The organism is Gordonia sp. 11cp (assembly GCF_057767225.1).
Map to the genome: position 1 here is coordinate 3,594,588 of NZ_CM173437.1, position 15,959 is coordinate 3,610,546.

Genomic DNA, 15,959 nt, shown 5'->3' on the forward strand with positions numbered 1-15,959 from the left:
TATGGTCGTGACCAGCAGAGAGCGGCCACAACCAAGACGCGATTCGTCTCATGATGAGAACGGAGGATGGGTGGCGGAGGACTGGCTGGTCGGCGGCGAACGGCGAGACGCCGCGCGCGAACGCCTCATCGCGCACGCGGCGGCACTCATCGCCCGGCGCGGGCTCGACGCGTTCGATCTCGACGAACTCGGACGCCGGGCGCACTGCTCGAGGGCGACGATCTACCGCCACGCCGGAGGACGGGCCGTGCTGATCGAGTCCGTGCTCGCCTCGACCTCGGCGCCGGTGCTCGATGCCATCCGGGCCTCGATCTCAGACCTCACGGGGCGTGAGCGTGCCCGGACGGCGATCATCGAGACCCTGCGAGCCCTACGCGCCGACCGGGTCATCCGACAGTTCCTCCGGCCCGAGAACCTGATCGACGCGACGCCGACGGTCCTGTCCTCGCCGGCGGTACATGCGGTGGCCGCGGATCTGATCGGTGTCGATCCCGACGACGTGGTGGGCGCACGGTTCGTGATCCGCTCGGTTATGGGCATGCTGCTCTGGCCCGCCGAACCCGAGGAGGAGGCGCGGAGCGCGGAGGCGATCGTCGCCGGCGTCTTCGGCCCGCACATCACCTCGATCGACCCCGACGACGACGGCCCGCACCCCTGAGGGTGCGGGCCGTCGACGGGCTGCAGAGAGAAGTTCGATTGGGTCAGCGCGAGAACATCAGCGCGCGTTTGACCTCCGAGATCGCCTGGGTGACCTGAATGCCGCGCGGGCAGGCGTCGGTGCAGTTGAAGGTCGTGCGGCAGCGCCACACACCGTCGACGTCGTTGAGGATGTCGAGACGCTCGACGGCGCCCTCGTCGCGGCTGTCGAAGATGAACCGATGCGCGTTGACGATCGCGGCCGGACCGAAGTACGAACCCTCGGTCCAGAACACGGGACAGCTCGTCGTACAGCAGGCGCACAGGATGCACTTGGTGGTGTCGTCGAAGCGAGCTCGGTCGGCCTGGCTCTGGATGCGCTCGCGGGTCGGCTCGTTGCCCGAGGTGATCAGGAACGGCTTGATCGCGCGGAACGCGTCGAAGAACGGCTCCATGTCGACGACGAGATCCTTCTCCACCGGCAGGCCGCGGATCGGCTCGATGGTGATGGTGATCTCCTTGGACTTGTCCTTGGGGAGCATGTCCTTCATCAGGAGCTTGCAGGCGAGACGGTTGACGCCGTTGATCCGCATCGCGTCCGACCCGCACACACCGTGGGCGCAACTACGACGGAACGTGAGTGTCCCGTCGAGGTAGCCCTTCACATACAGGAGCAGGTTGAGCAGACGGTCCGTCGGCAGCGCCGGGACGCGGAAGCTCTCGAAGCCCTGGGCGTCGGGGTTCTCCGGGTTGAAACGGAAGATCTTGAGCGTCACCATGGTGGCCTCGTCGGGCACCGGTGGCAACGGCGGCTCGTCGGAGGACGGCGCGGGCTTGTCCAGAACAGATGTCATCAGTACTTACGCTCCATCGGCTCGTAGCGGGTTTCCACGACCGGCTTGTAGTCCAACTCGATGTCCGACAGGAGATCGGTGCCCTTTTTGTAGGCCATGGTGTGCCGCTTGTAGTTGACGTCGTCACGATCCGGGTAGTCCTCGCGTGCGTGACCGCCGCGGGACTCCTTGCGGTTCAGGGCTCCGGCCACCGTCACCTCGGCCATCTCCAGCAGGAAGCCGAGTTCGATGGCCTCCAGGAGATCGCTGTTGAAGCGCTTGCCCTTGTCGTGGACCCGGATGTGCGCGTAGCGCTCCTTGAACCGGTGGATGTCGGTCAGCGCCTGTTTGAGGGTCTCCTCGGTGCGGAACACCGAGGCGTTGGCGTCCATCGAGGCCTGCAGCTCGGTGCGGATGTCGGCGACGCGTTCGTGGCCGTGGTCGCTGAGCAGCAGTTCGAGCCACGAATCGACCATCTCGGTGGGCGTCTCGGGGAGTTCGGCGAACTCGGCCGAGTTCGCGTAGTCCGCCGCGGCGATGCCCGCCCGGCGTCCGAAGACGTTGATGTCGAGCAGTGAGTTGGTGCCCAGGCGGTTGGCTCCGTGGACCGACACGCACGCGCACTCACCGGCGGCGTACAGGCCGTGGACGACCTCGTCGTTGTTGCGCAGCACCTGGCCGTTGATGTTCGTCGGGATGCCGCCCATGACGTAGTGGCAGGTCGGGAACACCGGCACGTACTCGGTGACCGGGTCGACGCCGAGGTAGGTGCGGGCGAACTCGGTGATGTCGGGGAGCTTCTCGTTGAGGACGTCCTCGCCGAGGTGGGTCACGTCGATGTAGACGTAGTCCTTGTTCGGCCCGGCGCCGCGACCCTCGAGCACCTCGAGCACCATCGACCGGGCGACGATGTCGCGCGGCGCGAGGTCCTTGATGGTGGGGGCGTAGCGCTCCATGAAGCGCTCACCGTCGGCATTGCGCAGGATGCCGCCCTCGCCGCGGACCGCCTCCGAGATGAGGATGCCGAGGCCGGCCAGACCCGTCGGGTGGAACTGGTGGAACTCCATGTCCTCGAGGGGGAGGCCCTTTCGGAAGATGATGCCCATGCCGTCACCGGTCAGCGTGTGCGCATTCGACGTCGTCTTGTACATGCGGCCCGAGCCGCCGGTGGCGAAGACGATCGACTTGGCGTGGAACACGTGGATCTCGCCGGTCGCGAGTTCGTAGGCGACGACGCCGGTGGCGACCTGCTCGCCCTTCTCGTTCTCGGTGAGGCAGATGTCGAGGGCGTAGAACTCGTTGAAGAACTCGACGTCGTGCTTGACGCAGTTCTGGTACAGCGTCTGCAGGATCATGTGACCGGTGCGGTCGGCTGCGTAGCAGGCACGCCGGACCGGGGACTTGCCGTGGTCGCGGGTGTGACCGCCGAAACGCCGCTGGTCGATCTTGCCCTCGGGGGTCCGGTTGAAGGGCAGGCCCATCTTCTCCAGATCGAGCACCGCGTCGATGGCCTCCTTGGCCATGATCTCGACGGCGTCCTGATCGGCGAGGTAGTCACCACCCTTGACCGTGTCGAAGGTGTGCCACTCCCAGTTGTCTTCCTCGACGTTGGCGAGTGCCGCACACATGCCACCCTGGGCCGCGCCGGTGTGGCTGCGGGTCGGGTAGAGCTTGGTCAGTACCGCGGTGCGGGCACGAGGTGCGGCTTCGATCGCCGCGCGCATTCCTGCGCCGCCGGCGCCCACGATGACGACGTCGTAGCGATGTTCCTGCATGTTCTAGGTCTCCTCTAGCCGACGCTGTTGACGTCGAAGGTCAGGAGGGCGTAGGTGCCCATCGTGAGGACGAGGATCATCGACACGGCGAGCAGCACGTTCAGCCAGAAACGGGTCGAGTCCTTGCGGGAGTAGTCGGCGATGACGGTGCGCACACCGTTGCCGCCGTGCAGCTGGGCCAGCCACAGCATGGTGAGGTCCCAGATCTGCCAGAAGGGCGAGCTCCAGCGTGCGGCGACGAACGAGGCGTCGATGCGGTGCACGCCGCCGTCCCAGGCCAGCATGATGAACATGTGGCCGATCGTCAGGACGACGAGCAGCAGACCCGAGAACCGCATGAACAGCCATGCGTTCTTCTCGAAGTTGCCGCCCTTGGGCTTGCGGGGCGAGCGCGGGTTGTCCAGGCTCGCGGGACGGTCGTGTTGCGTGCCGAGGGTCTTGGCGACACCGGTGGCTTCCGAGGTGGTCATCTCTGGTGTCTCCTACAGGTGGCTGAACAGGATCTGCAGCAGGCGGACCGTGCCGGCCCCGAAGGCGATGACGAACAGGGTCATGGCCACCCACAGCATCTGCCGCTGGTACTTGGGTCCCTTGGACCAGAAGTCCACGAGGATCAGGCGCACACCGTTGAAGGCGTGGAACAGGACGCAGGCGACCAGGGCGATCTCCATGAGGCCGATGATCGGCGTCTTGTAGGTCTCGATGATCGCGTCGTACTGATTCGGGTCGACGCGGATGACCGCGGTGTCCAGCACGTGTACGAACAGGAAGAAGAAGATCGTGACGCCGGTGATGCGGTGCAGGACCCACGACCACATGCCGGGATCGCCGCGATAAAGAGATCGTCTGCGCACCGGGTCGGGTGCGACTTCGGTCGAGGTGCTCATCGGGAAAGTGGCCTCCAACATCGTCGATGGACGCGTCGAATCGGCATGCTCCGACTCGACCATGGACCCATAGGAAGAGACTCTAAACCCATGCCCATTCCGGTGGTAAATTGCCCGAACCGATCTGAGCGACAAGACATTACGACTTAGGTTTGCCTTACCCAAGCTTTGCGGTGATGAAATCCAGATGAACGGCCGGTGACGCCGTGCGACAGGAGATTCACGTGGTTGCTGAAATCGAGTGGAATACGTTGCGGGACAAGGCCAAATCAATGATCGAACGCGCCTACGCGCCATACTCGCAGTACCCGGTGGGGGCTGCCGGGATCACCGCCGAGGGGCGTGTCATCGCTGGTTGCAATGTGGAAAATGTCTCATATGGGCTGGGTATCTGCGCCGAGGTGGCGCTGGTCGCGGCCCTGGTGAACGGCGGCGACCGGGCTCTGCGGGCGGTCAGCGTCTGCGACTCGCGCGGGGCGGTGCTGATGCCGTGCGGCCGGTGCCGGCAGGTGCTCCTCGAACACGGCGGGCGCGGGCTCCTCGTCGACCATCCGCAGGGTCCCCGGCCGCTCGCGGATCTGCTCCCGGACGCCTTCGGACCCGACGATCTCGACGCGGTCCGCTCATGACGGTCGAGGACCGCGAGATCATCCACGCGGTGTCGGTCATCGCCACCAAGCGCGGCGGACACGAACTCAGCGACGCGCAGATCGCGTGGATGGTCGACGGTTACACCCGTGGCGAGGTGGCGCCGGAACAGATGTCGGCACTGCTGATGGCGGTGTACCTGCGCGGTATGGATCGCCGGGAGATCGCGTCCTGGACGCACGCGATGATCGACAGCGGGCGGCGGATGGATCTGTCCGGTCTGCGGCGGAACGGGAAGACGCTCGCGACCGTCGACAAGCACTCGACCGGCGGCGTCGGTGACAAGATCACCCTCCCGCTCACACCGCTGGTCGCATCCTTCGGTGTCGCTGTGCCGCAGCTGTCCGGCCGGGGGCTCGGTCACACCGGCGGGACGTTGGACAAGCTGGAGTCCATTCCGGGATGGCGGGCCGAGGTGAGCACGGCCGAGATGCTCGACCAACTCGAACGCGTCGGCGCGGTCATCTGCGCCGCGGGTGCCGACCTGGCGCCGGCCGACCGCAAGCTCTACGCACTGCGCGACGTCACCGGAACGGTCGAATCCATTCCGCTGCTGGCCTCGTCGATCATGAGCAAGAAGATCGCCGAGGGGACCGGTGCGCTGGTCCTCGATGTCAAGACCGGTTCGGGTGCCTTCCTGCCCGAGGAGAGCGACGCGCGCGAACTCGCGTCGACGATGGTCGAACTCGGTCACGACGCCGGTGTCGACACCCGTGCCGTGATCACCGACATGGGCACACCGCTCGGACTCGCGGTCGGCAATGCCGTCGAGGTGGCCGAGTCGGTGGAGGTCCTCGCGGGCGGTGGGCCCGCCGACGTCGTCGAGCTCACCCTGGCCCTGGCCCGGGAGATGCTCGACGCCGCGGGGCTCGTCGACGCCGATCCGGCAACCCACCTCGCCGACGGCCGGGCGATGGACACCTGGCGGGCGATGATCGCCGCGCAGGGCGGCGACCCGGACGCGCCGCTACCGCAGGCGCGCCATCACGACACCGTGACCGCGGCGCGTGACGGTGTCGTCACCCAGATGGATGCGCGCGCGGTGGGCGACGCCGCATGGCGACTCGGGGGTGGCAGATCGAAACCGGGGGAGGCGGTCGCGGCCGAGGCCGGAGTGATCATCCATGCGAAACCGGGGGATCGTGTGCGGGCCGGTCAACCGTTGTTCACCCTGCACACGCAGGATGAGGGCCGGATCGCCGGCGCGCGCTCGTGTCTGGCCGGGGCGGCGACGGTCGAACCCGACGCCCCTGGACACGCGGTCGGCGCGGGCACCCGACCACTGATCATCGACCGCGTTAGGTTCACTCCATGACGACGCTGACCCCGGCGAACATCTCCCTCGCCCCGAAGGTGCTGCTGCACGACCACCTCGACGGCGGACTCCGGCCTGCGACGGTCCTCGAACTGGCCCACGAGGTGGGTTACGAGGACCTGCCGTCGGACGAGAACGGCAGGCAGATCGACGACGCCGAGACACTGGGGCAGTGGTTCCGCCGGGCGGCCGACAGCGGCTCGCTCGAGCGCTACCTCGAGACCTTCTCCCACACGGTCGCGGTGATGCAGACCGCCGGCGCTCTGCAACGCGTGGCGCGGGAGTGCGTGGAGGATCTCGCCGCTGACGGTGTCGTCTACGCCGAGGTCCGTTACGCGCCCGAGCAGCATCTCGAAGGTGGCCTGGAGCTCGGTGAGGTCGTCGAGGCCGTGTTGCGGGGGTTCGCCGAGGGGGAGGCCGTCGCGGCGGAGCAGGGCCGGAGCATCACCGTGCGTTGTCTGGTCACCGCGATGCGCCATGCCGCCCGGTCGCGCGAGATCGCCGAACTGGCGGTCCGCTACCGCGAGCGGGGCGTCGTGGGCTTCGACATCGCCGGTGCCGAGGCCGGGCATCCGCCGACCCGTCACCTCGATGCGTTCGAGTACATGCGAGCCAATTGCGCACCGTTCACGATCCATGCGGGCGAGGCGTTCGGCCTTCCGTCGATCCACGAAGCCATCGGTTTCTGCGGGACGGACCGACTGGGCCACGGCGTCCGCGTCTTCGACGACATCGAACTCCCCGCCGGGGTCGACCTCGCGGCAGGGTCGTTCGCCGGCGCGAAGCTGGGACAGGTGGCGAACGTCGTGCGGGACAAGCGGATTCCGCTGGAACTGTGCCCGAGTTCGAATGTCCAGACCGGCGCGGTCGGTTCACTCGCCGAGCATCCGTTCAACGTGCTGGCACGGTTGCGATTCCGCGTCACCGTCAACACCGACAACCGGCTCATGTCCGACACCACGATGAGCAAGGAGTTCGGTCTGCTCGCCGATCAGTTCGGATACGGCTGGGCAGATTTCGAACGGTTCACCGTGAACGCGATGAAATCGGCGTTCATCCACTTCGACGAGCGGTTGGCGTTCATCGACGACGTCATCAAGCCCGGCTACGCGGTGCTGCTCGGCTGAGCAGCACCGTCGTGGCCGGCGTGGCAACGGGAGCGGACCGGCCCGTCAGCCCTTCTTGGTCAGGCGGGCCTCGAAGTCGTGCTCGAGTGCGCGCCACGCCTCGGCCTCGTTGTCGAACGGGCCGCTCGGCGCCATGCGCTTGGGGTCGGGGTTGACCGTGTAGTCCACGAACCATCCCAGCGGGGTGGTGGTGCCGAGGGCTTCGGTGACCGTGTCGTCGCCGGCATAGTCGGCCGCGTCGGTGAACAGTTCGACGGCGAGGTCGAGCTGGTCACGATCCATGCGACGCGGACCGTCGGCGATGTCGTCGGCGAGTCCCGGCAGCACGTAGACGTTGTCGTCGATGACGTCGAATTCCAGGGAGCCGTTGGTGGCCTCGGTGCGGACCTCGTCGAACGTGGACAGCTCGGCGAGGTCGTGCGTGTTGTCGTCGGCGAGGAACCGCGACAGTGCGCGCGCCGAGGTGAACACGAAGATCTTGCCCTTGCTGCCGAGGAAGACCGGATCGTCGCCGAGGTAGCACCGGAGTGTCAGGTATTCGTTCGCGCTCGTGACGATCTTGACCGGGTCGATGCCGACCGACGCCCAGAAATCGTCGTCGTCGTAGTCGTCGTCAGCCTGTTCGTCCTCGTCGTCGTCCTCGAGGTCGTCGTCGGACTCCGCGGGCTCGTCGTCGGTGTCGGTGGCACCGACGATCTCGATGTCGTCGTCGGTGGGCTCGTCCTCGTCCTCTGCGGATGCGGCGGCCTCCAGCTCGGCCTCCGCGGTCTCGACGGCCTTGGCGTCGACCTTCGGCGTGCTGATGACCCCGTCGATGGCGTCGAGCACGTCGTCCCAGTGCTTGGCGATCAGCCGGCCGATGCGTACCCAGAGGTCGGTGCCCTCGCGGCCGTCGAAGTTGCGGGTGCCCGTGGTGACGGCGCCCAGGATCGGGTTGCCGTTGAAGAACTTGGTGACCGGCGTCAGTTCGCAGACCTCGCCGAGGATGCGGACGATCTCGAGTGCGTCCTCGAGTTCGGCGATGACCTCCGGGGTCGGGTCCTCGGCGGCGAGCTCGGGCACGCCCACGAGGTCGTAGCTGTGACGCTCGTCGGGAACCAGTTCTTCGGCCTGCAGTCCGACCACCGTCGACCACGCGGGATGTTCGACGAGGTCGTTGTCCTCGTTGGTACGGATGAACGCGGCGAGCTCGGCGACGCCGGGCAGGACATACAGATCCTCGTCCAGTCCGAGGAAGGCCTCCCACTCGTCATCGCCCTCACGCCAGCGGGGTGCCCACAGGGTGAAGCTGTTTCCGTCGGTGAGTCCGAGCTCAATCGGGACGATGTCTCCGGCCATGGGGACACAGCCTAGCGATTGTCGGCGGCGAATCCAGTAGTGCCCCCACAGACGGTCGATGGTGCGCCGACGACATTTCGATGAACTCATCGCACCGGCTTGGTGGATCGAGCGTCACCCGGCTCTCAGCGTGGACGGAAGAAGCCCTCGAACGCCTGGTCGAGGTTCGAGGTCCGTACCGGCGAGACGCCCACCGGGTCACCGGCTTCGACCATCTGACCGTTACCGATGTACATGGCGACGTGACCGGACCACACCGCGAGGTCCCCCGGCTGGAGGTGCGCCTGCGAGACCGGGACTCCGGCGGTGTCCTGCTCCTGCGCGAGTCGGGGCAGCTCGAGTCCGGCCTGGCGGTAGGCCCACTGGGTGAAGCCGCTGCAATCGAATCCGTCCGGAGTGGTGCCGCCCCATACATAAGGGACGCCGCGCTGACTCAGCGCGGCCCGCACCGCCGTGGCCGCCCGTTGATTCGGTGCGTAGGCGACCGAACCGTCGGGCAGAGTGATCGGGATGCCGCCGGGGGTGGGCGCCGTCGACAGCTGCTCGAGGCCGCTCGCGACACCGGTGACCTCGGCGGGCGCCGTTCGCCGGGCGAGGCCGGTCATCGCCTCGGTGTCCGAGCCGAGCTCGGCTCGGGCGCGGGTCACGATCTCCACACCCCGGCTTAGGTGCTCGACGGCGATCGGCAGGATCGCGAGAAGTCCTGCCGGAGTGGCCAGTCCACCGGCGAGGCCGCGCACATGACGCTCCATGGAGTCCACGAGTCCGGTCAGCCCGGTCGCCGCGGCGTGGACGGTGCGACTCGCGTCTTCGACGAGCCGGCCGAACTCGGTGGCGCACCCGGTGACCTCGGCGAGCTGCTGCCGGATCGCCGCGGTCGCGGCATCGGCGCCGGCCGACCCCGCCCCGTCCCATCGGGTGTGGACGGATTCGGTGGCCGACATCGATCGGCGGCGCACCTCCTCGACGGTGGAGGCGTCGGCCCGGACCCGTTCGGCGGGGTTGCCCGGTGCCAGGACGCCGGTGCCCAGCGCGGCCACCAGCTGACGCAACGGTTCGATGAGGAGCTCGACGGGGATCACAGCGTCAGCCCGCCTTGTGCCGTGATCCCGTCGGCGGCCGCGCAGTCACAGTCGGCGTAGGAGGTCGCAGCCGAACTCGTGGTCAGTCCGACGCGTTCCTCGCGTGCCGCGGCGGCAGCGACATTCCGGCGATGAAGCTCGAGGAACTCGACGACGGCGGCGAGGAACTCGATTCCGATCAGTCCGAAGGTGATGGCGAGGTCGATCATCGCGGTGTCGTCGACCCCGGCGTCACTGTCGAGCATCCGGGCGTTCGTGCGATGTGTATCGGAGAAATCGTGCAACGCAGTCGAATCGACGGACAGCCGGTTGCCGGCCGCGAGGCCTGGACGGGCGGGGGCAGGATCAGGGTGCGGGGAGGACGGGCTCATGGGATTCTGACGCGGCGCGGCCGAGTTGGGTTCCATCGAGTTTCGGACGCGCGAGAGATCGGGCGGGGCCGGCCACGCCCAAGAGGCACGCGATCGTCACCGAGGAAATAGGGTGATGGGCATGGAGTCCCTGATCGTCGACCATCCCCTCGCGGCCGCGCGTCTGACCACGATGCGTGACGAGACCACCGACAACGCCGGATTCCGGGCGGCGCTGTCCGACCTCACTCAGATGCTGATCTACGAGGCGCTCGCCGATGCGCCGCGCGCCGATGTCGCGATCAACACGCCGATGACGTCGCACACGGGGTCGAGGCTGGCGTCCCCGCCTCTCCTGGTGCCGGTGCTGCGTGCGGGGCTCGGCATGGTCGAGCAGGCCCACGCGATGGTCCCCGAGGCGCATGTCGGTTTCGTGGGTCTCGCACGTGACGAGGAGACCGCGCAGCCGGTGCCCTATCTCGAGTCGCTGCCGGAGGATCTGGCGGGGCGGCCGGTGTTCGTCCTCGATCCGATGCTCGCCACCGGCGGTTCGATGCTTCACACGATCGAACTCCTGGTCGCCCGCAACGCCACCGACATCACCGCGGTCTGCGTCGTGGCGGCTCCTGAAGGTGTTGCCGCGCTCGAGAAGTCGGGACATCCGTGCCGTCTCGTGGTGGCCGCGGTCGACGACGGCCTCAACGAGGTCAACTACATCGTGCCGGGGCTCGGTGACGCGGGCGACCGGCAGTTCGGTCCGCGTTACTCGTAGTTGCGGTTCGAGATGTGCGCCGAGTTCGGCAGGGGCGTGGGCTGCGTCGGCGGCTTCACGCGGTGCTCGGGGAGGCGAGGCGGGCGTTGCAGAGTCAACGACGGGTCGCCGCTGCTGGGTCAAAATTCGAAACTGGTGTGACTGAAGTTCACCACTGTCAACGGTTTACGCACAGTCGACGAAAATCGACGCTCAGTCGACGAAATCGCCTGCACAGTCGAATATTTCGCGATTCCGGGCTCGTGGAAACTCCTCGAAATCGAACGAATGTTCATGTACTTGGGCCCATGCCAGAGCTCACCAGCCTCCTCGATCAGCTCATCGAGACCACCCCGCCCGCCGAGGACCCCACGGGCACAGCGACATTCGACGCACTGAACGTGATCCGGTTGATCCGCAACACCGTCGAACACCAGATCACAACCCACACAGCACAACTCGACGAACTCGAAGTCGCACACAAGGCAGGTGGCACCACCCGACAGCTCTTGATCGAGATGGGACACGCGCCAGCTATGGCCTCACGCATCATGCAGCGCCGACGGCCTGCCCACGCTGCCCACCCTGGCACGTCACGCCGCCGACGGACGCCTGTCGTCGGAAGTCGTCGACGCCGTCGTTCGAGGAGTGAATCACATCGACAAACGCTCGGCGACAGCCATTTCCGACGACGAGCGCTCCGAGTACGAGACCGAACTCCTCAGCCAAGCACTCTCCGGGGCGACACCGGCACAGGTGCTTGAACACGCCCGCACGATCGCCAACACACTGGCCGAAGCAGTCGACTGCGGCATCCCCGCCGCGGACGACGCATCCCTCAACACAGTCAACGTCCACACCACCGACGACGGCCGCATCGACATTCGCGCCGACCTCACCCAGGTCGTCGGCGAGAAGTTCCTGGAGATGATCGACGAACGTTCCTGCCCACGACCCGAACCCGACGGCACCGACGACCGACGCACCGCCGAGCAACGCCGCGCGGACGCGTTCGAGTTGATGCTTGACCAGGCTGCTCTCGGCGCGAGAATCGACAGCATCGGCAGTCCCCGCACGCAACTGATGCTGACCATCCCCGCCACCGGCGCCGACCCGGCAACCCTGCCGTGGACAGGGTCGGTCAGTCAGGCCACCGCGAAACGGCTGTCCTGCGACGGATCTCTCGCCGAGGTCGTCCTCAACGATGAGGGGGTACCACTACAGATGGGGCGCACTAACCGACTGTTCCCGGCACACTTGCGCAAAGCCGTGATCGTCCGAGACTCCTGCTGCGTCAAATGCGGTGCGCCGCCGTTGCATACCCAGGTTCACCATGTGCGGCATTGGGCTGACGGCGGCCCCACCGACCTCGACAACGGCTGCCTGCTCTGCCAACGCTGCCACACCCAAGTCCACCACCACGGCTGGGACATCATTCTCGGCTACGACCGACACCCCTGGCTCGTGCCGCCTGCCACCGTCGACCCACGGCGCCGTCCGTTGCCGGCTTACAACCGGCGCACCATGCGACTCGACGACGCCGCCTGACCCCACACTTTCGCGTAGCACCTTCCGCACCCGAGCCCCCTCGGGACCGCAACCGTCCCTTGACAACTCCACAGTGTTTCTACAGAGCGCAGAGAAGATCTTTGCGTCAGCAGGGCGCGACAGCTCTGACCTGAGAGGCCAGTCGGTCTCGGAAGCTCAGCCGGGCAGCGACCAGTAGGCCAGCATGGGTTCCTCGGTGAGCACGGTGCCGCCTTCGACGATGGTGAGGCTCGTCGGCGAGATGAGGTAACGAACTGCGCCGTTGCGCGCCTCGAAGGTGTCGCCGGTGCGGGTCGGGAACTGCAACTCGATTCCGCCCTCGGGTGCGAGGCCCTTGTAGTACCACCGGCCCGTCTGGGTGCCGACCTGGCAGATGACGACGCGCGATCGTGAGGTCTGTCCCACGACGACGGCGGGGTCGCCCGCGGCGTTGCAGCGTGGGCCGGTGGTGAACCCCTGCCAGTCCGCGCCCGCGACGGTGGGGGTGGGACGGTCGGGTGTCGGCGTTGTCGTGGTGGGAGTCGTCGTGGTGGTGGTCGTCTCGGCCGATCGGGTGACGGTGCTCGTGAAGGTCGATGCCGACGGTTGTCCGCCATCAGCGGTGTCGCGGTCCGCGGACTCGTCGTCGGTGGGGATCAGCAACAGCGCCGCGAGCACGCCCACGACCACCAGGAGCACTCCCGCGCCGATCGCCACCAGCACAGCGGGCGACGACCACGGTGATCGAGGCGGTCCGGGTGGCACCGGGCCCGATGGGTAACCGCCCTGCGGGTAGCCGCCACCGCTCGGTGGATAGCTCATGTCGCTCCTTCGGTTCGGCCCGGCCGGAAGTCGGTGCGGTCCTACAGCTCGCCGATGATCTGTGCCAGCAGTTCGCCCATCCGGGCCGCCGACGCGCGTCCCACTTCGAGAACCTCGGCGTGGCTCAGGTGTTCGCCGGTCATTCCGGCTGCGAGGTTGGTGACCAGCGAGATCCCGAGCACGTCGAGGCCGGCGGCTCGGGCGGCGATGGTCTCGTGCACGGTCGACATACCGACCAGGTCGGCGCCCATCGTCCGCAGCATCCGGATCTCGGCGGGTGTCTCGTAGTGCGGGCCGGGCAATCCGGCGTACACACCCTCGGCGAGACCCGCGTCGATTCCGCTCGCGATGTCACGCAGCCGCGGTGAATACGCGTCGACCAGGTCGACGAACTGAGCGCCGACAAGAGGGGAGCGGGCCGTGAGGTTCAGGTGATCGGAGATGAGGACGGGTTGTCCGACCGACATGTCCGCGCGCAGTCCGCCGGCCGCGTTGGTGAGCACGACGGTGTGGACACCGGCCGCCGCCGCGGTGCGGACCGGGTGGACCACGCGGGCGAGGTCGTGCCCCTCGTAGGCGTGAATGCGGCCCAGCATCAACAGGACCCGCCGATCACCGATCCGCACGGAGTGGACGACACCGCCGTGGCCGGCGGCCTTGGGCGGAGTGAACCCGGGGATCTCGGCCATCGGCAACGAGCGGATCGGTCGCCCGAAGGCCTCGGCCGCGGGCGACCACCCCGACCCCAGGATGACGGCCACATCGTGTGCAGCGGCATCGGTCTCGGCGGCGATCGTGGCCGCGGCGACGATGGCTGCGGCGTCTGCGTCGGCGGTGGGGTCCATGCGCCAACCCTAAACCGTTCCCCAGGCCGGACGGCCGTACGAACGCAGCGCGCCGACCGATCGGGTCGGCGGCGACGAGACCGGGGGCGATAAGGTCGGGACATGCCATTTCTGAACGATGCCGGGGACGTCGTCGAACTCCATCTCGGAACGCACGGGGAGGAGATCAGCGAGTCCAATCCGGAGAACCGCTTCCGGGTGGAATGGTTGGACGAGGTGGACCGGCTGCTGGACGAGATCGTGGCCGCCCCGTCACGTCCGCTGGTGATCACCGCCACCGGGAAGTTCTTCTCGAACGGACTGGACACCGACCACATCTTCGCCGCCCCCGATCAGCTGCCCGGGTATCTCGACCGCGTCCATGCCCTGTATGCGAAGGTGCTCACGCTGCCGGTGCCCACGGTCAGCGCGATCAACGGACACGCTTTCGGTGCCGGCGCCATGCTCGCGTTGTGCACCGACCACGTGCTGATGCGCACCGAACGCGGATTCTGGTCGCTGCCCGAGGCCGCCCTCACCATGCCCTTCACCCGGGGGATGGCCACGTTGCTGCGCACCCGCCTGACCGATCGCACCGCGACCGAGGCGATGTACACGAGTCGGCGATACGGCGCCGACGACGCGGTCGGCGCGGGGATCGTGGACGAGGCCGTCGACGCCGAGCACCTCACGGCACGGGCAGCCGAGCTCGCCGGCTCTCGGGCCGCGACCGTCGGTCCGAACCTCGCACTCATCAAACGCGGACTGCGCGCACCGCTGCTCGACGATCTCGCGCGTCCGACACCGCCCGGGGTCTTCTGATGTCGGCCGTGGGAGCGGGCTTCGCTGCGGCGGACGATCCGATCGACGCATGGCTCGCCGAGCACGGCACCGATCTCATCGCGTGGCGGCGCGAGATCCACGCGCACCCCGAGCTGTCCCGGCAGGAGGTACGCACCACCGAGCTGGTGATGAGCGAACTGACCGCCGCCGGACTCGACCCGCGCCGACTCCCGTTGGGCACCGGCGTGGTGTGCGATCTGGGGCCCGTCGGTGAGCCCCGGATCGCGCTGCGAGCGGACATGGATGCCCTGCCCGTCACCGAACACACCGGCCTGCCGTTCACCTCGGCGGTGGAGGGGGCATCGCATTCGTGCGGGCACGACGCGCACACGGCCATCCTGATCGGCGTCGCCAAACTCCTCGCCGCGGCCGAGCCGTTGCCCGTCGGCGTCCGGCTCATCTTTCAGGCCGCCGAAGAGGTCATGCCCGGCGGTGCCCTCGACGCCATCGACGCCGGGGTGACCAGCGGTCTCGGGCGCATCTTCGCGCTGCACTGCGATCCGCGCCTGCCGGTCGGCACGGTTGGTCTGCGGTCCGGCCCCCTGACCTCCGCGGCCGACCACATCGACCTGCAACTGCACTCCGCCGGCGGGCACACGTCGCGGCCGCATCTGACCGGAGACCTGATCTACGCGATGGGCACCGTGATCACCGGATTGCCCGGGGTGCTGTCACGACGCGTCGACCCGCGGTCGGGGACCGTGATGGTGTGGGGTGCCGCCAACGCCGGCAGCGCAGCCAACGCGATCCCGCAGGAAGGGCGCATGCGCGGGACGGTCCGCACCGGCGACCACGCCACCTGGGCCGAGCTCGAACCGCTCGTCCGCAGCGTCGTCGGCGAACTGCTCGCACCGCTCGGCGTCCGCTATGACCTCTCGTACTTCCGCGGGGTACCGCCGGTCGTCAACGACGAGATCGCGGTCGCGATGTTCGAGCGATCGGTCGCCGCGATCGGACCCAACGCCGTCGCGGACACACCGCAGTCGCCCGGTGGTGAGGACTTCTCCTGGTATCTCGAACACGTGCCGGGGGCGATGGCCCGCCTGGGCGTGTGGGACGGATTCGGGCCGCAGGTCGACCTGCACGCGCCGAACTTCGATCTCGACGAACGTGCCCTCGCGATCGGCGTCCGCGCACTCGCCGGGATCGTGCTGAACGCGACGAGCGCCGCAGGCTAGCGAGCCGAGGCTCGCCGGGGTGG

At 67.8% G+C, this 15,959-nt stretch carries 16 protein-coding genes and 1 pseudogene; 8 read left to right on the plus strand and 9 right to left on the minus strand.

What is annotated here, in order from left to right; translation table 11 throughout:
- Nucleotides 1-70: 70 nt before the first annotated feature.
- Entirely contained in the window at nt 71-658 is a 588-nt protein-coding gene (locus tag AC3B6C_RS16085; RefSeq protein ID WP_488373442.1) for a TetR/AcrR family transcriptional regulator, read from the plus strand.
- Nucleotides 659-701: 43 nt separating this feature from the next.
- On the opposite strand, the gene AC3B6C_RS16090 is transcribed toward AC3B6C_RS16085, so the two are convergent.
- From AC3B6C_RS16090 to sdhC, 4 genes are read right to left on the minus strand one after another with little or no spacing between them, the layout of a single operon-like run.
- Nucleotides 702-1,490, minus strand: coding sequence for a succinate dehydrogenase iron-sulfur subunit (locus tag AC3B6C_RS16090; protein WP_004021684.1), 789 nt, complete (start codon nt 1,488-1,490; stop codon nt 702-704).
- Nucleotides 1,490-3,244 (minus strand): succinate dehydrogenase flavoprotein subunit, encoded by a 1,755-nt coding sequence (gene sdhA, locus AC3B6C_RS16095; protein WP_014926225.1) that lies wholly within the window; start codon nt 3,242-3,244, stop codon nt 1,490-1,492. Before sdhA ends, AC3B6C_RS16090 begins: the two co-directional genes overlap by 1 nt.
- Before the next feature lie 14 nt (nt 3,245-3,258).
- Entirely contained in the window at nt 3,259-3,714 is a 456-nt protein-coding gene (locus AC3B6C_RS16100) for a succinate dehydrogenase hydrophobic membrane anchor subunit (RefSeq protein ID WP_004021682.1), read from the minus strand.
- 12 nt (nt 3,715-3,726) lie between these two features.
- Nucleotides 3,727-4,131, minus strand: a complete 405-nt coding sequence (gene sdhC / locus AC3B6C_RS16105; RefSeq protein WP_014926226.1) for a succinate dehydrogenase, cytochrome b556 subunit — start codon at nt 4,129-4,131, stop codon at nt 3,727-3,729.
- Nucleotides 4,132-4,355: 224 nt separating this feature from the next.
- Between sdhC and AC3B6C_RS16110 the strand changes: the two genes are divergently transcribed.
- From AC3B6C_RS16110 to AC3B6C_RS16120, 3 genes are read left to right on the plus strand one after another with little or no spacing between them, the layout of a single operon-like run.
- A complete protein-coding gene (locus AC3B6C_RS16110) occupies nt 4,356-4,760 on the plus strand; it encodes a cytidine deaminase (protein ID WP_035717124.1) in 405 nt (134 codons plus the stop codon).
- Nucleotides 4,757-6,094 (plus strand): thymidine phosphorylase, encoded by a 1,338-nt coding sequence (locus AC3B6C_RS16115; protein WP_488373443.1) that lies wholly within the window; start codon nt 4,757-4,759, stop codon nt 6,092-6,094. The genes AC3B6C_RS16110 and AC3B6C_RS16115 overlap by 4 nt, the downstream gene beginning before the upstream one ends.
- Entirely contained in the window at nt 6,091-7,221 is a 1,131-nt protein-coding gene (locus AC3B6C_RS16120) for an adenosine deaminase (RefSeq protein WP_010841915.1), read from the plus strand. Before AC3B6C_RS16115 ends, AC3B6C_RS16120 begins: the two co-directional genes overlap by 4 nt.
- Before the next feature lie 45 nt (nt 7,222-7,266).
- Here the strand turns inward: AC3B6C_RS16120 and AC3B6C_RS16125 are convergent, their stop codons facing one another.
- The 3 genes from AC3B6C_RS16125 to AC3B6C_RS16135 all read right to left on the minus strand — a co-directional run bounded on the left by AC3B6C_RS16125 (nt 7,267) and on the right by AC3B6C_RS16135 (nt 9,946).
- Nucleotides 7,267-8,559: a primosomal protein gene (locus AC3B6C_RS16125; protein ID WP_488373444.1), complete on the minus strand. Its 1,293-nt coding sequence runs from the start codon at nt 8,557-8,559 to the stop codon at nt 7,267-7,269.
- A gap of 125 nt (nt 8,560-8,684) precedes the next feature.
- Nucleotides 8,685-9,641 carry a C40 family peptidase gene (locus AC3B6C_RS16130; RefSeq protein WP_488373445.1) on the minus strand — a complete coding sequence of 319 codons (957 nt, stop codon included), beginning with the start codon at nt 9,639-9,641 and terminating at the stop codon, nt 8,685-8,687.
- The gene (locus AC3B6C_RS16135) at nt 9,638-9,946 is read right to left on the minus strand and encodes a type VII secretion target (RefSeq protein ID WP_488376282.1); all 309 of its coding nucleotides are present in this window, start codon (nt 9,944-9,946) and stop codon (nt 9,638-9,640) included. The genes AC3B6C_RS16130 and AC3B6C_RS16135 overlap by 4 nt, the downstream gene beginning before the upstream one ends.
- Before the next feature lie 187 nt (nt 9,947-10,133).
- Here AC3B6C_RS16135 and upp point away from each other — a divergent pair, with 187 nt between their 5' ends.
- Entirely contained in the window at nt 10,134-10,763 is a 630-nt protein-coding gene (upp, locus tag AC3B6C_RS16140) for a uracil phosphoribosyltransferase (RefSeq protein ID WP_044507825.1), read from the plus strand.
- 267 nt (nt 10,764-11,030) lie between these two features.
- Nucleotides 11,031-12,290 (plus strand): annotated as a pseudogene (locus AC3B6C_RS16145) (HNH endonuclease).
- 156 nt (nt 12,291-12,446) lie between these two features.
- Here the strand turns inward: AC3B6C_RS16145 and AC3B6C_RS16150 are convergent.
- A complete protein-coding gene (locus AC3B6C_RS16150) occupies nt 12,447-13,091 on the minus strand; it encodes a hypothetical protein (RefSeq protein WP_488373446.1) in 645 nt (214 codons plus the stop codon).
- A 41-nt stretch (nt 13,092-13,132) separates the two neighbouring features.
- The gene (locus AC3B6C_RS16155) at nt 13,133-13,936 is read right to left on the minus strand and encodes a purine-nucleoside phosphorylase (RefSeq protein ID WP_010841921.1); all 804 of its coding nucleotides are present in this window, start codon (nt 13,934-13,936) and stop codon (nt 13,133-13,135) included.
- 102 nt (nt 13,937-14,038) lie between these two features.
- Here AC3B6C_RS16155 and AC3B6C_RS16160 point away from each other — a divergent pair, with 102 nt between their 5' ends.
- Both AC3B6C_RS16160 and AC3B6C_RS16165 read left to right on the plus strand, forming a co-directional pair.
- Nucleotides 14,039-14,737 (plus strand): enoyl-CoA hydratase/isomerase family protein, encoded by a 699-nt coding sequence (locus tag AC3B6C_RS16160; RefSeq protein WP_488373447.1) that lies wholly within the window; start codon nt 14,039-14,041, stop codon nt 14,735-14,737.
- On the plus strand, nt 14,737-15,936 hold the full coding sequence (locus tag AC3B6C_RS16165; RefSeq protein WP_010841923.1) for an amidohydrolase: 1,200 nt from the start codon (nt 14,737-14,739) through the stop codon (nt 15,934-15,936). Before AC3B6C_RS16160 ends, AC3B6C_RS16165 begins: the two co-directional genes overlap by 1 nt.
- The last annotated feature ends 23 nt before the right edge of the window (nt 15,937-15,959 follow it).

Excerpts from the sequence above, each read along its gene's own strand:
- AC3B6C_RS16090 (WP_004021684.1), bottom strand. The coding sequence starts at position 1,490 with ATGACATCTGTTCTGGACAAGCCCGCGCCGTCCTCCGACGAGCCGCCG.
- sdhA (WP_014926225.1), bottom strand. The coding sequence starts at position 3,244 with ATGCAGGAACATCGCTACGACGTCGTCATCGTGGGCGCCGGCGGCGCA.
- AC3B6C_RS16100 (WP_004021682.1), bottom strand. The coding sequence starts at position 3,714 with ATGACCACCTCGGAAGCCACCGGTGTCGCCAAGACCCTCGGCACGCAA.
- sdhC (WP_014926226.1), bottom strand. The coding sequence starts at position 4,131 with ATGAGCACCTCGACCGAAGTCGCACCCGACCCGGTGCGCAGACGATCT.
- AC3B6C_RS16115 (WP_488373443.1), top strand. The coding sequence starts at position 4,757 with ATGACGGTCGAGGACCGCGAGATCATCCACGCGGTGTCGGTCATCGCC.
- AC3B6C_RS16120 (WP_010841915.1), top strand. The coding sequence starts at position 6,091 with ATGACGACGCTGACCCCGGCGAACATCTCCCTCGCCCCGAAGGTGCTG.
- AC3B6C_RS16125 (WP_488373444.1), bottom strand. The coding sequence starts at position 8,559 with ATGGCCGGAGACATCGTCCCGATTGAGCTCGGACTCACCGACGGAAAC.
- upp (WP_044507825.1), top strand. The coding sequence starts at position 10,134 with ATGGAGTCCCTGATCGTCGACCATCCCCTCGCGGCCGCGCGTCTGACC.
- AC3B6C_RS16150 (WP_488373446.1), bottom strand. The coding sequence starts at position 13,091 with ATGAGCTATCCACCGAGCGGTGGCGGCTACCCGCAGGGCGGTTACCCA.
- AC3B6C_RS16155 (WP_010841921.1), bottom strand. The coding sequence starts at position 13,936 with ATGGACCCCACCGCCGACGCAGACGCCGCAGCCATCGTCGCCGCGGCC.
- AC3B6C_RS16160 (WP_488373447.1), top strand. The coding sequence starts at position 14,039 with ATGCCATTTCTGAACGATGCCGGGGACGTCGTCGAACTCCATCTCGGA.
- AC3B6C_RS16165 (WP_010841923.1), top strand. The coding sequence starts at position 14,737 with ATGTCGGCCGTGGGAGCGGGCTTCGCTGCGGCGGACGATCCGATCGAC.